Genomic DNA, 13,159 nt, shown 5'->3' on the forward strand with positions numbered 1-13,159 from the left:
GCGGGCGGCGCTCAATCTCACAGGCACTGAAGATGCAGCGGCTACCCTTGCCAGGAACCATAGAATCTCCCACAGGTACGGCGCTGTTTCTGATCCTGCACCGTTGCTGTGGCAGCCTGGCTTGCCGGCGCTGGGCCGCTCAGCGGCCCCAGGGCTTGCAGTCAGACGCGGAACTGGCTGACCAGCGTCTGCAACTGCCCACCCAGGCGCGCCAGTTCGACGCTGGACGCTGCCGTTTCATTGCTGGCCGCCGCCGTCTGCTCAGACACATCGCGCACATTGAGGATGCTGCGGCTGATCTCCTCGGCCACCGCACTCTGCTGCTCTGCGGCCGCGGCAATTTGCTGGTTCATCGACTGAATGCCCGACACCGTGCTGGTAATGCTCTCCAGCGAGGCCCCGGCCTTGCGCGCCAGTTCTACGCTGCTGTCGGTCAGGGTGCGGCTGCCTTGCATGGCGCTGGCCACTTGCTGGGTACCCTGCTGCAGGCCAGCAATCAGCTCTTCGATTTCTTCGGTGGACTTTTGCGTACGCTGCGCCAGGCCGCGTACTTCATCGGCCACCACGGCGAAGCCGCGCCCGGCTTCACCCGCCCGCGCCGCCTCGATCGCCGCGTTCAGCGCCAGCAGGTTGGTCTGTTCTGCCACCGACTTGATCACGTCCATCACGCTGCCGATTTTCTGGCTTTCCTGTTGCAGCAGGCTCATGGCTTCAGTGGAGCGGTGCATGTCCTGGGCCAGGCGCTCGATCTGGCCGATCGCTTCACCGACCACACGGTCGCCGGCGCGGGCTTGCTCGTCGGCACCGGTGGCGGCGTGCGAAGCCTGTTCGGCATTGCGCGCCACTTCTTGCACGGTGGCGGCCATTTCGTGCATGGCGGTGGCCACCTGGTCGGTTTCGACCTTCTGGCTATTGGCCCCGGCACTGGTCTGTTCGGTCACTGCCGAGAGTTCTTCGGCAGCGCTGGCGATCTGGGTCACGCCGTCGCGGATGCCGCTGATCAGCTCGCGCAAGGTGGTACCCATGCGCGCGATGCCTTGCTGCAGCACGCCCAATTCGTCGCGGCGGGTGACGCGCAGTTGCTGGGTCAGGTCGCCACTGGCGATCTTTTCCACCGCCAGCAGCGTTTCGCGCAACGGGCGGGTGATCTGCCGGGTGATCAACACCGCCCCCAGCACGCCGACCAGCAATGCCAGCAGCGTAGCGATGGCCTGCAGGCTGCGGGCCTGGCTGCTTTCGACGTCGCGACGCTGCAGCTGGATCTGGTACAGCGCATCGCTGCGCTTGACGATATCGGCACCCTGTACGGTCATTTCCGCACGCGCGGTGGTGATGCTGGCGACCGCATCGCGGAACTGGCGTACGGCATCACGGTAGGCCCGTACCGCGCTTTCCAGTTGCTGCAGGCGTGTGCTATCACCCGGCATCTGGCCTTTGAGGTTGTCGACATTGGCCAGTGCCGCATCCAGCTGGCGCAGGGCGGCCTGCTCGTTGCTGGCACTGTTGTCGGCAATGTAGCCGCGCACGTCGATGCGCACCTGCAGCAACTGCTGGCGCGCCTGGCTGATCAGTTGGTACTGGGCCAGGCGCACGCTGTCGGCTTCCGGGCGGGCCATGACTTCCTGGCTGAGCAGGTCCATGGCCTGGTCGGCGCCGGCGGCCGAGCTGTCCATGGTGCTACGCGCTGCGCGCGTGGCGTCGTAGCCTTGGCGCATCTTGTTCAGCGACAGCTTGTAGGCGCTGATGGTTTCCCCCAGCTCACCCAGCAGCTTGACGTTCTCGGGGCTTTTGAAGGTACTGGCCAAGTAGGCCTGCTGCTTGCTGAAGGCGTTCAGCTTGGCCTGGGTGTTGGCGGCCGCGGCATCGTCGCCATTGGCGATCATGTACTGCAGGCGGGCCACGCGCAGGTCGGTCAGGTCTTTGTTCAACTGGCCGATGTCGCTCATCCAGTTGCTACGGTCGATCAGGCTGCCCAGGCTGGTCCAGCCAGTCAGGGCCAGCAGGCCGGTGAGGACAAGCACCAGGCCGAAGCCCAGGCCGAGTTTGAGGTTGACGCTGATGTTGGCAAACCAGCTGTTCATGCACGCACTCCAGAAATAGTTTTCGCTCTTTTGATGTTCGATCGCCAGGCGTTATTGTTCTGGATGCCCGCTGATTCATGCAGGGGTTATCGGCAATGCTGCGGGAAGCTGAAACGCTTTTTCAGCAAAAACAGCGTGCGGGTTTTTGTAGGCGCGGCCTTGCCGGTGCGCCGGACCGGTCGGAAAGGGCCGCGAAGCGGCCCCAGGGTTCCAGCGGTGACGCAGCAGCCTGTTGGCGAGGTGTCAGAGGCTGCGGGCACTGAAGGTGTCGCAGCGGTCCACTTCACCTTCGGCAAACCCGGTCTTGAACCAGCGTACGCGCTGGGCCGAGGTGCCATGGGTAAATGAGTCCGGCACCACACGGCCGCGCCCTTGCTGTTGCAGGCGGTCATCGCCAATGGCGTTGGCAGCGTTCAGCGCCTCCTCTACATCGCCCGGCTCCAGCCAGTTCAGGCGCTTCTGTGCCTGGTAGGCCCAGACACCCGCCAGGCAGTCCGCCTGCAGTTCCTGGCGTACCAGCAACCCATTGTCGCCCTCCATGCGCTGACCACTGCGGCGGGCGGCGTCGACCTTGGCCGAAACCCCCAGCAAGGTCTGTACGTGGTGGCCAATTTCGTGGGCGATGACGTAGGCCTGGGCAAAGTCGCCGGCCGCGGCGAAACGGGTTTCCATTTCGCGGAAGAACGACATGTCCAGGTACACGCGCTGGTCGGCCGGGCAATAGAACGGCCCCACGGCCGCAGAGGCAGCGCCGCAGGCCGAATTGACCTGGCCACTGAACAGCACCAGCTTGGGGTCACGGTACTGTTTGCCTGCTTCGGCGAACAATGCCTTCCAGGTGTCCTCGGTATCGCCCAGGATCGAGGCCACGAACTGGGCCTGTTCGTCGTTGGCCGGTGGCGCCTTGGCGCCAGCACCGCTTGGCGCGGTCTGGGTCTGCTGCTGCTCCACCTGGCCTGCCAACTGGCCGAGGATCTGCAGCGGGTCCTGCCCGGTCAACCAGCCGATGCCGACGATCAGCAGGATCGCCCCCAAGCCCAGGCCCTTGCCGCCGCCAAAGCGCATGCCGCCCCCACCGCCACCTTCGCCCCGGGCATCGACCACGTTGTCGCTGCGTCGGCCTTTTCGCCATTCCATGAGTGCTCTCCCGAGCGTGAAACAAGAAGTGAAAGATTAGTTCACGACAGCAGCCGGTGTCAGGTCGAGGTGGTTATGCATAACCAAATGGATATGTTTGAAGTGCCTCATTTCAATATTCACCGCGCGCGACATGCCGGAAACTGTATGTAGGAGCGGGCTTGCCCGCGAAGGGTTCAATAAGCCCGCCTGTGCATCTCCATAATTCCAAGAGAGGAAACCGGCATGCCCGCCCAGGACAACAGCCGCTTCGTGATCCGTGATCGCAACTGGCACCCCAAAGCCCTCACCCCCGACTACAAGACCTCCGTTGCCCGCTCGCCGCGCCAGGCGCTGGTCAGCATTCCGCAGTCGATCAGCGAAACCACCGGCCCGGATTTTTCCCACCTGGGCTTCGGTGCCCATGACCATGACCTGCTGCTGAATTTCAATAACGGTGGCCTGCCGATCGGTGAGCGCATCATCGTTGCCGGCCGCGTTGTGGACCAGTACGGCAAGCCTGTGCCCAATACCCTGGTGGAAATGTGGCAAGCCAACGCCGGTGGCCGCTACCGCCACAAGAACGACCGCTACCTGGCACCGCTGGACCCCAACTTCGGCGGTGTCGGCCGCTGCCTGACCGACCGTGACGGCTACTACAGCTTCCGCACCATCAAGCCGGGCCCGTACCCGTGGCGCAACGGCCCGAACGACTGGCGCCCGGCGCACATCCACTTCGCCATCAGCGGCCCGTCGATCGCCACCAAGCTGATCACCCAGCTGTATTTCGAAGGCGACCCGCTGATCCCGATGTGCCCGATCGTCAAGTCGATCGCCAACCCGCAAGCCGTACAGCAGTTGATTGCCAAGCTCGACATGAGCAACGCCAACCCGATGGACTGCCTGGCCTACCGCTTCGACATCGTGCTGCGCGGCCAGCGCAAGACCCACTTCGAAAACTGCTGAGGACCCCGCCATGCCAATCGAACTGCTGCCGGAAACCCCTTCGCAGACCGCCGGCCCCTACGTGCACATCGGCCTGGCCCTGGAAGCGGCCGGCAACCCTACCCGTGACCAGGAAATCTGGAACCGCCTGGCCAAGCCCGACGCCCCGGGTGAGCACATTCAGCTGATCGGCCATGTCTACGACGGCAACGGCCACCTGGTGCGCGACTCGTTCCTGGAAGTGTGGCAAGCCGATGCCAACGGCGAGTACCAGGATGCCTACAACCTGGAAAACGCGTTCAACAGCTTCGGCCGCACCGCCACCACCTTCGACGCCGGTGAGTGGACGCTGTACACGGTCAAGCCCGGTGTGGTGAACAATGCCGCTGGCGTACCGATGGCGCCGCACATCAACATCAGCCTGTTTGCCCGTGGCATCAACATCCACCTGCACACGCGCCTGTATTTCGATGATGAAGCGCCGCTCAATGCCAAGTGCCCGGTGCTCAACCTGATCGAGCAGCCGCAGCGCCGCGAGACGCTGATTGCCAAGCGCTGTGAAGTGGACGGGAAAACGGCGTATCGCTTTGATATCCGTATTCAGGGGGAAGGCGAGACGGTGTTCTTCGACTTTTGATGTAGACGTCGGGGCCGCCAAGCGGCCCCGATGCCTCAGCCTGCAACGGGTTTGAGGTCGAACGCACCGGCCTGATGTTGAAACAGCAGGCAATCGGCAGCCGCCGTGCAGCCACTTTCATGTATCAACCCGGCCGGCAGATTGTAATAGGCGCCTGCCGGATACTCGATGCGCTTGCCGTCGATCACCGCATAGAAGGTCCCCTTCAGGACGACCGTTGGCAGTGCCTGGCTGTGCTGGTGCAGGCCGTTGTCGGTGCCTCTGCTGAATTTCACATAGGCCGAGTAGGGCCCCTTGCCGAAGATATCGCCTTCAACATTGGCGAAGCTGACAGCGCCATTGGTATTGGGCACGGCCTGCCAGTTCAAGGCCGTGTGGTCGGTGACTGAAACGACTGGTTGTGCCGCGTTGGCGCCGACTGCCAAGGTGCCGAGTGCCAACGTTGTGATGAATGCCTGCACTGCTTTCATGCTGGAGTACCTTTGTTGAGTGATGATCAACAAAAGGCTACCTCACCGTTCAGGGCACAAATACGGGCAGAACCAGCCATGACTTGTGTCAATCACGCACAAATCAATATTCCCACCTCGCTTGTGAATAGTACGCCTGCACGTAATCCAGCAATGCTCGCACCTTGGGCGGCAGGTAGCGGCTCTGTGGATAAACCGCGTAAAGCGTGCGTGCTGGCAGTTTCCAGCCTTCCAGCACCGGTACCAGCCGCCCGTTCAGCAGGGCATCGTGGACGATGAAGCGGTCGAAGCTGGCGATTCCGAGGGCGCCTATGGCGGCAGCGCGCAGGGCCATCGGCGAATTCGCACTCAGGCGTCGGGGCATGAGGATGTCGCGCTGTTCGCCTTGGGTGTTGGTCAGTTGCAGGCGCTGTGGGTGCGGTAGCTGGCTATAGCCGAGCAGGGGGTGGCCAGTGAGTTCGTCGGGCGTAACCGGTGTGCCGTGTCGCTGCAGATAACCCGGGGCTGCTACCAGCAACACCTCGCTGCCCGTCAGCCGGCGCGCCACCAGGCTGGAGTTTGGTAACTGGTCGGTGACCCGCAAGCACACATCAATTTCCGCCTCGAGAAGGTCGACGAAGCGGTCGCTGCAGTGCAGCTCGATCTGCAACAGGGGATGGCGCTCGACGAAATCCGGTAGCCAGCGACCCAGCTCCAGTTCACCAAAGGCTGTGGCCACGCCCAGGCGCAAGGTGCCAGTGGGCTGTTGCTGATGCTCCGACAATTCCAGGCTCATCGCCTGCATCTGTTCGAGAATCTGCACGCAATGGCGATAGAACAATGCGCCGGCTTCGGTGAGGTGCAAGCGGCGCGTGGTTCGGGTGAGCAATTGCGCGCCGAGGTGGCGTTCAAGCTGCTTTACCTGGCGTGACAGGACGGTATGCGAGACCCCCACCTGACTGGCAGCGGCGCTGAAACTGCCGAGATCGACCACCCGGCGGAAAGACTGCATGGCACTGAACTGGTCCATAGGCATCACTCTCCTGGCAAGCTGCGCTGGGGCCAGCCAGGCCCCAGTGCAGCGCGGATCAGCGCCGGACCAGCAGCACGCCGCTTTCCATATGGTGCGTGTACGGGAATTGATCGAACAGCGCGCAGCGTTCGATACGGTGGGTATCTTGCAGCTGAGCGATGTTCTGCGCCAGCGTTTCCGGGTTGCACGAGATGTACAGGATCCGCTCGAAACGCCGGGTCAACTCGCAGGTATCCGGGTCCATACCCGCACGCGGCGGGTCGACGAACACCGTACCGAAGTCATAGGCTTTCAGGTCAATGCCTTCCAGCCGGCGGAACGGCCGCACCTCGTTCAGCGCCTGGGTCAGCTCTTCAGCCGACAAGCGCACCAGCCGCACGTTATTCACAGCGTTTTCGTCGAGGTTGCTCAACGCGGCATTGACCGACGTCTTGCTGATCTCGGTGGCCAGCACCTGGCGCACGCGGGTGGCCAGTGGCAGGGTGAAATTGCCGTTGCCGCAATACAGCTCCAGCAGGTCGTCCTCACGCTCGCCCATTGCCTCGAACGCCCAGCTCAGCATCTTCTGGTTCACGGCACCGTTAGGCTGGGTGAACGCGCCTTCTGGCTGGCGGTAGCTGAACACACGGCCAGCCACGTCGAGTTTTTCCACCGCGTAGTCGCGGCCGATCACCAGGCGCTTGCCTTTGGAGCGGCCAATCACGCTCACGCCCAGCGCCTCGGACAGCTGCCGTGCAGCCACTTCCCAGGCCTCATCCAGCGGGCGGTGGTAGCACAGGGTAATCATGGCGTCGCCAGCCAGGGTGGTAAGGAACTCCACTTGGAACAGGCGGTTGCCCAGTGCTTCGCTGGCCTGCCAGGCTGCCTTCAGGCGCGGCATCAGTTCATTGATGCGCAGGCTGGCAATCGGGAAGTCGTCGATCAGGATCGCCTTGTGCTTCTCGCCCGGGGCGAACATGGCGTAGTGGCGCTGGCCATCCTCGCGCCACAGGCGAAACTCCGCGCGCAGGCGGTAGTGCTCGCGTGGCGAGTCGAAAACAGCCGGCTCTGGTGCGCCGAAGGGTGCCAGCAGCTCGCGCAGCCGGGCGACCTTGGCGTCCAGCTGGGTGGCGTAGGAGGAGGGGTCGAAAGCAGCACTCATGCGTTGAACCAGCCCAGCTTGATGACGAACAGGATGGAAAGGATCACCAGCGCCGGGTTCAGGTCGCGGTAGCGGCCGGAAATCAGCTTGACTGCAGTCCAGGCGATGAAGCCGAAGGCAATACCGTTGGCAATCGAGTAGGTCAGCGGCATGGCCAGGGCAGTCACCACCACCGGTGCGGCTTCGGTAACGTCGTCCCAGTTTATCTCCGCCAGGCCCGAGGCCATCAGCACCGCAACGAACAGCAGCGCCGGGGCCGTGGCGAAGGCCGGCACGCTGCCGGCCAACGGTGCGAAGAACAGGGCCAGCAGGAACAGTACGGCGACCACGATGGCCGTCAGGCCGGTACGGCCACCGGCGCTGACGCCGGCAGCGGATTCGATGTAGCTGGTGGTGGTCGAGGTGCCCAGCAGCGAACCGGCCATGGCCGCGGTGCTGTCAGCGATCAGCGCACGGCCCATTTTCGGCATGTGGCCGTCCTTGCCCATCAGCCCGGCGCGCTTGGCCACGCCGATCAGGGTGCCGGAGTTGTCGAACAGATCGACGAACAGGAAGGCGAAGATCACGCTTACCAGGCCCACATCCAGCGCGCCGGCGATATCCAGCTGCAGGAAGGTCGGGGCCAGCGATGGCGGCATGGAGACGATGCCGCCGAACGGCGTCACGCCCATCACGATCGCCGCGACGGTCACCGCCAGGATGCCGATCAGCACGGCGCCGCGCACTTTCAGTGCTTCCAGGCCGACAATCAGGAAGAAGCCCAGCGTGGCGAGAATCGGGGCCGGTTGCTTGAGGTCACCCAAGCCCACCAGGGTTGCCGGGTTATCGACGACGATGCCGGCATTATGCAGGGCGATCAGCGCCAGGAACAGGCCGATACCGGCAGCAATCGCTGAGCGCAGCGGCAGTGGGATGCTGTTCACGATCCATTCACGGATACGGAAGATCGACAGCAGGAAGAACATCACTGCCGACAGGAACACTGCACCCAGTGCCACCTGCCAGGTGTGGCCCATGTGCAGCACCACGGTATAGGTGAAGAACGCGTTCAGGCCCATGCCCGGGGCCAGGGCGATCGGGTAGTTGGCGATCAGGCCCATGGTGGTGGAGCCGATGGCGGCTGCCAGGCAGGTGGCGACAAAAATCGCCCCCTTGTCCATGCCGGTCTCGCCGAGGATGCTCGGGTTGACGAACAGGATGTAGGCCATGGCCAGGAAGGTGGTGACGCCCGCAAGAATCTCGGTGCGCACGTTGGTGTTGTGTGCTTTTAGTTGAAACAGCCTTTCCAGCATTCCCGCTCCCAAGGCGCCCGGCGCCACGAATATATCGACCCCAACAGCAAAGCACAGACCGTACCGCTTGCCGTGGTTTTGTGTGGGGCGGAAAAAAGCCGCGCATCATACCAGCATGCTCGGCGGTGGCCTATGGCCGTTGGGGAATGGGTTCGCTGTAGCCTGTATTGGCCCTGTGGCCGGCAACCCATCAACCGCTGTGCAACCGATCCCGCTTGGCCAGTGTAGGGAACAGTTTTATCCACACCCCGGTCACCAGCAACGTGCCCACCCCACCCATCACCACTGCCGGCACTGTGCCAAACCAGTGCGCCGTCAACCCCGACTCGAACTCGCCGAGCTGATTTGAGGCACCAATGAACAGCCCGTTCACCGCGCTCACCCGCCCGCGCATCTCATCGGGCGTTTCCAGTTGCACGAACGAACTGCGGATGACCATGCTGATCATGTCTGCCGCGCCCAGTACCACCAGCACCGCCAGCGAAAACCAGAACGAGGTGGACAGGCCGAAGGCAATGGTGGCCACGCCAAAAATACCCACGGCGGTGAACATGGTCCGCCCGACATTGCGCTCGAACGGAAAACGCGCGAGCCACAGCGACATCAGCAACGCCCCCACCGCTGGCGCCGAGCGCAACAGGCCCAGGCCCAGCGGGCCAGTGAGCAGTATGTCCTTGGCGAACACCGGCAGCAGCGCCGTGGCACCGCCCAGCAGCACAGCGAACAGGTCCAGCGAAATGGCCCCAAGAATGTCCGGGCGGCTACGAATGAAGCGGATCCCTGCCAGCAGCGACTCGACGCTGGCACGCCCACGCTGGTTAACCTGGCCGCGTGCCTGCAGGCTCAGGGTCAGGATGCAGGCGATGGCGTACAGGGCCACCGTCGGGCCATACACCCAGATGCTGCCAAAGGCGTACAGAAAACCGCCCACCGCTGGGGCGACGATGGTCGCCGACTGGGTGGCCGAGGCCGAAGCGGCCACCGCCCGTGGGAACAGCCCTGGCGGTACCACGTTGGGTAGCAGCGCCTGGTTGGCTGGCATTTCGAACGAGCGCGTGGCGCCCAGCAGGAAGGCCAGGGCAAAAATCAGTTCCCGGGTAACGTTGTCGGTGGCGCTGCCCACGGCCAGCGCCAGGGCAATCAGCCCCTGCAGGCTCTGGCACAGCGCTGCGACTTTGCGCCTGTCATAGCGGTCGGCGACATGCCCGGTGTGCAGCATGAACAGCACCCGAGGGACGAATTCGACCAGGCCTACCAGGCCCAGGTCCAGAACATTGCCGGTCAATTGGTAGAGGTGCCAGCCAATGGCCACGGTGAGCATCTGGAAGCCACTGGCGGTGAATACACGGGCCAGCCAGAAGGCCAGAAACGGGCAGTGCTGGCGCAACAACTGCGGTGCGGAATCGGACATCGGAACCCTGGGGCCTCGGCGCAGTGGAGGGGGGCGCAGCGTATCATCTGTTTGTAACAAACAGTTACTGTTTGCCCGGGTCAGCACTTTTTCGCGCGTCATGAAAGCCGGTGGGGCAACCGGTCACGCGGCAATCCACCGCACGGCCCAACCGTGCATTCAGGACTATGCTTCCTAGCAGTCGTTGATCTGGATCAATCGTTCCAGAACTAACGAATGGGCCCAGTGGGCCGGAATCCCTGCGATCGAACAGAACAATTCCAACGCGCCGTACTCGACCCAGTGGGGGCAGTGGGCGACGGTGCCACGAGCCCGTACGCCGGATTATCTGAAGAGGAAGCACCATGTTCGGAATAGAAGCCTTAGAGCTCGCCCGAATGCAGTTCGCCTTTACCGTGTCGTTCCACATCCTGTTCCCAGCCATTACCATTGGCCTGGCCAGCTACCTGGCGGTGCTCGAAGGCCTGTGGTTGCGCACCCACAACCAGGTCTACCGCGACCTCTACCATTTCTGGTCGAAGATCTTCGCGGTGAACTTCGGCATGGGGGTGGTCTCGGGGTTGGTCATGGCTTACCAGTTCGGTACCAACTGGAGCCGCTTCTCCGACTTCGCCGGCGCGGTTACCGGCCCACTGCTCACCTACGAGGTGCTCACCGCCTTCTTCCTCGAAGCCGGTTTCCTCGGGGTCATGCTGTTCGGCTGGAATCGTGTGGGCAGAGGGCTGCACTTCTTCTCCACGCTGATGGTGGCACTGGGTACGCTGGTGTCCACGTTCTGGATCCTGGCCTCCAACAGCTGGATGCAAACCCCGCAAGGCCACGAGATCATCGATGGCCGGGTAGTGCCGGTAGACTGGCTGGCCGTGGTGTTCAATCCCTCGTTCCCGTACCGCCTGATGCACATGGCCACGGCTGCGTTCGTGTCCACCGCGTTCTTCGTCGGCGCCTCGGCGGCCTGGCACCTGCTGCGCGGGCGGGACAACCCGGCGGTGCGCAAGATGCTGTCGATGGCCATGTGGATGGCACTGATCGTCGCCCCGATCCAGGCGGTGATCGGCGACTTCCACGGCCTCAACACGCTCAAGCACCAACCGGTGAAGATCGCTGCGATCGAAGGCCACTGGGAGAACGTGCCCGGTGAGCCGACGCCGCTGATCCTTTTCGGCATTCCTGACATGCAGGCCGAAACCACCCGCTTCAAGCTTGAGATCCCGGCGCTTGGCAGCCTGATCCTGACCCACAGCCTGGACAAACAGGTGCCGGCGATGAAGGACTTCCCGCCAGAAGACCGGCCCAACTCGACCATTGTGTTCTGGTCGTTCCGCATCATGGTCGGCCTGGGCCTGCTGATGATCTTCGTTGGCCTGTGGAGCCTCTGGCTACGCAAGCGGGGCACGCTGTACACCTCGCGGCCGTTCCTGCACATGGCAGTGTGGATGGGGCCCTCCGGCCTGGTGGCGCTGCTGGCCGGGTGGTTCACCACTGAAATTGGCCGCCAGCCCTGGGTGGTTTACGGCCTGCTGCGCACCGCAGACGGGGTGTCCAACCACAGCTATGCGCAGCTTGGCTTTACCCTGGTGGCGTTCGTGGTGGTGTATTTCGCCCTGTTCGGCACCGGCCTTGGCTACATGCTGCGCTTGGTGCGCAAGGGCCCGCAGACCGGTGAGGGTGACGAAATCAACCCAGGTGGCCCCGGCACCAAACGCACCCCGGCGCGGCCGCTGTCCGCCGCCGATGATGGCCACGAGGCCAACACCGCCAGCCTGAACAAGGGGAACTGAGCCATGGGTATCGACCTTCCGCTGATCTGGGCGGTGATCATCATCTTCGGCGTGATGATGTACGTAGTGATGGATGGTTTCGACCTGGGCATCGGCATGCTTTTCCCGTTCGTGAAGGGCGAGCATGACCGTGATGTGATGATGAACACCGTCGCCCCGGTGTGGGACGGCAACGAAACCTGGCTGGTGCTCGGGGGGGCGGGGCTGTTCGGGGCCTTCCCGATGGCCTACTCGGTGGTGCTGGAAGCGTTGTACTTGCCATTGATCCTGATGCTGATCGGCTTGATCTTCCGGGGGGTGGCCTTTGAATTCCGCTTCAAGGCCACCGCCCGCAAGCGGCACATCTGGGACAAGGCATTCATCTGGGGTTCGCTGATCGCCACCTTCTTCCAGGGTGTGGCGCTGGGCGCGTTCCTGGAAGGGTTCAAGGTGGTCGACCGGCATTTTGCCGGGGGCACCCTCGACTGGTTGACCCCGTTCAGCCTGTTCTGCGGGGTGGGGCTGATCGTGGCCTACACGCTGCTGGGTTGCACCTGGTTGATCATGAAAACCGAAGGGCCGCTGCAGCAGAAAATGCACGAAATCGCCCGGCCTTTGGCGCTGGTGCTGCTGGTGGTGATCGGTATCGTCAGCCTGTGGACGCCGATTGCCTACCCGCAGATCGCCGACCGCTGGTTCAGCATGCCTAACCTGCTGTGGTTCATGCCGGTGCCGTTGCTGGTACTTGTGACGTTCTATGGCTTGCTCAAGGCCGTGGCCCGCAACGCGCACTACACGCCGTTCCTGCTCACGCTGGTGCTGATATTCCTTGGCTACAGCGGCTTGGGCATCAGCCTGTGGCCGAACATCATCCCGCCGTCGATCTCGATCTGGGATGCCGCAGCGCCAGCACAAAGCCAAGGCTTCATGCTGGTTGGCACCCTGTTCATCCTGCCGTTCATCCTCGGGTATACCTTCTGGAGCTACTACGTGTTCCGCGGCAAGGTGACCCATGACGACGGCTATCACTAGGAGGCCCGCATGATGACTGGCAAGCATGGCCTGGAAGAAAAGAAACCGTTGTGGCAGCGGCTGGGTTGGCTGGTGCTGATCTGGGCGTTGAGCGTGGCCGCACTGGGTGTGGCGGCCTGGGTGATGCGCTTGTTCATGGGGGCTGCTGGCCTGACCACCCATTGAGGTCAGCCTGCTTTGGCCCTATCGCCGGCAAGCCAGCTCCCACGGGGATCGCATCAGGGCTGACAGGTGTTTGCCACAAGGTATGCAGCGCCTGTTA

At 63.2% G+C, this 13,159-nt stretch carries 12 protein-coding genes; 5 read left to right on the plus strand and 7 right to left on the minus strand.

The annotated features are described in order from the left end of the window. Nucleotides 1-161: 161 nt before the first annotated feature. Together EGJ22_RS24510 and EGJ22_RS24515 are read right to left on the minus strand one after the other, a co-directional pair. Complete coding sequence (locus EGJ22_RS24510) at nucleotides 162-2,081, minus strand: methyl-accepting chemotaxis protein (protein WP_029887197.1); 1,920 nt, start codon at nucleotides 2,079-2,081, stop codon at nucleotides 162-164. 243 nt (nucleotides 2,082-2,324) lie between these two features. Next, complete coding sequence (locus EGJ22_RS24515) at nucleotides 2,325-3,218, minus strand: neutral zinc metallopeptidase (RefSeq protein WP_009682254.1); 894 nt, start codon at nucleotides 3,216-3,218, stop codon at nucleotides 2,325-2,327. A 225-nt stretch (nucleotides 3,219-3,443) separates the two neighbouring features. On the opposite strand from EGJ22_RS24515, the gene pcaH reads away from it, so the two are divergent. Together pcaH and pcaG are read left to right on the plus strand one after the other, a co-directional pair. Further along, entirely contained in the window at nucleotides 3,444-4,163 is a 720-nt protein-coding gene (gene pcaH / locus EGJ22_RS24520; RefSeq protein ID WP_009682255.1) for a protocatechuate 3,4-dioxygenase subunit beta, read from the plus strand. Nucleotides 4,164-4,173: 10 nt separating this feature from the next. Further along, a complete protein-coding gene (gene pcaG, locus EGJ22_RS24525; protein WP_009682256.1) occupies nucleotides 4,174-4,779 on the plus strand; it encodes a protocatechuate 3,4-dioxygenase subunit alpha in 606 nt (201 codons plus the stop codon). 35 nt (nucleotides 4,780-4,814) lie between these two features. On the opposite strand, the gene EGJ22_RS24530 is transcribed toward pcaG, so the two are convergent. The 5 genes from EGJ22_RS24530 to EGJ22_RS24550 form a co-directional block, all read right to left on the minus strand. After that, the gene (locus EGJ22_RS24530) at nucleotides 4,815-5,249 is read right to left on the minus strand and encodes a cupin domain-containing protein (protein WP_029887196.1); all 435 of its coding nucleotides are present in this window, start codon (nucleotides 5,247-5,249) and stop codon (nucleotides 4,815-4,817) included. A 103-nt stretch (nucleotides 5,250-5,352) separates the two neighbouring features. Further along, the gene (locus tag EGJ22_RS24535) at nucleotides 5,353-6,258 is read right to left on the minus strand and encodes a LysR family transcriptional regulator (RefSeq protein WP_029887195.1); all 906 of its coding nucleotides are present in this window, start codon (nucleotides 6,256-6,258) and stop codon (nucleotides 5,353-5,355) included. Between the two features lie 58 nt (nucleotides 6,259-6,316). Then, a complete protein-coding gene (gene trmA, locus EGJ22_RS24540; RefSeq protein WP_029887194.1) occupies nucleotides 6,317-7,402 on the minus strand; it encodes a tRNA (uridine(54)-C5)-methyltransferase TrmA in 1,086 nt (361 codons plus the stop codon). Next, nucleotides 7,399-8,694 carry an NCS2 family permease gene (locus tag EGJ22_RS24545; protein ID WP_009682260.1) on the minus strand — a complete coding sequence of 432 codons (1,296 nt, stop codon included), beginning with the start codon at nucleotides 8,692-8,694 and terminating at the stop codon, nucleotides 7,399-7,401. Before EGJ22_RS24545 ends, trmA begins: the two co-directional genes overlap by 4 nt. 190 nt (nucleotides 8,695-8,884) lie before the next feature. Next, nucleotides 8,885-10,105 carry an MFS transporter gene (locus EGJ22_RS24550; RefSeq protein ID WP_029887193.1) on the minus strand — a complete coding sequence of 407 codons (1,221 nt, stop codon included), beginning with the start codon at nucleotides 10,103-10,105 and terminating at the stop codon, nucleotides 8,885-8,887. Nucleotides 10,106-10,449: 344 nt separating this feature from the next. On the opposite strand from EGJ22_RS24550, the gene EGJ22_RS24555 reads away from it, so the two are divergent. Genes EGJ22_RS24555 through EGJ22_RS24565 form a run of 3 tightly spaced genes read left to right on the plus strand, consistent with a single transcriptional unit; the run spans nucleotide 10,450 to nucleotide 13,062 of the window. Beyond that, nucleotides 10,450-11,886 (plus strand): cytochrome ubiquinol oxidase subunit I, encoded by a 1,437-nt coding sequence (locus EGJ22_RS24555; RefSeq protein WP_009682262.1) that lies wholly within the window; start codon nucleotides 10,450-10,452, stop codon nucleotides 11,884-11,886. Nucleotides 11,887-11,889: 3 nt separating this feature from the next. Next, nucleotides 11,890-12,897, plus strand: a complete 1,008-nt coding sequence (gene cydB, locus EGJ22_RS24560; RefSeq protein WP_009682263.1) for a cytochrome d ubiquinol oxidase subunit II — start codon at nucleotides 11,890-11,892, stop codon at nucleotides 12,895-12,897. A gap of 9 nt (nucleotides 12,898-12,906) precedes the next feature. Continuing rightward, on the plus strand, nucleotides 12,907-13,062 hold the full coding sequence (locus tag EGJ22_RS24565) for a DUF2474 domain-containing protein (protein ID WP_009682264.1): 156 nt from the start codon (nucleotides 12,907-12,909) through the stop codon (nucleotides 13,060-13,062). Nucleotides 13,063-13,159 lie beyond the last annotated feature (97 nt).

Origin of the sequence: Pseudomonas sp. p99-361 (genome assembly GCF_003935475.1) — a bacterium.
Classification (GTDB): domain Bacteria; phylum Pseudomonadota; class Gammaproteobacteria; order Pseudomonadales; family Pseudomonadaceae; genus Aquipseudomonas; species Aquipseudomonas juntendi.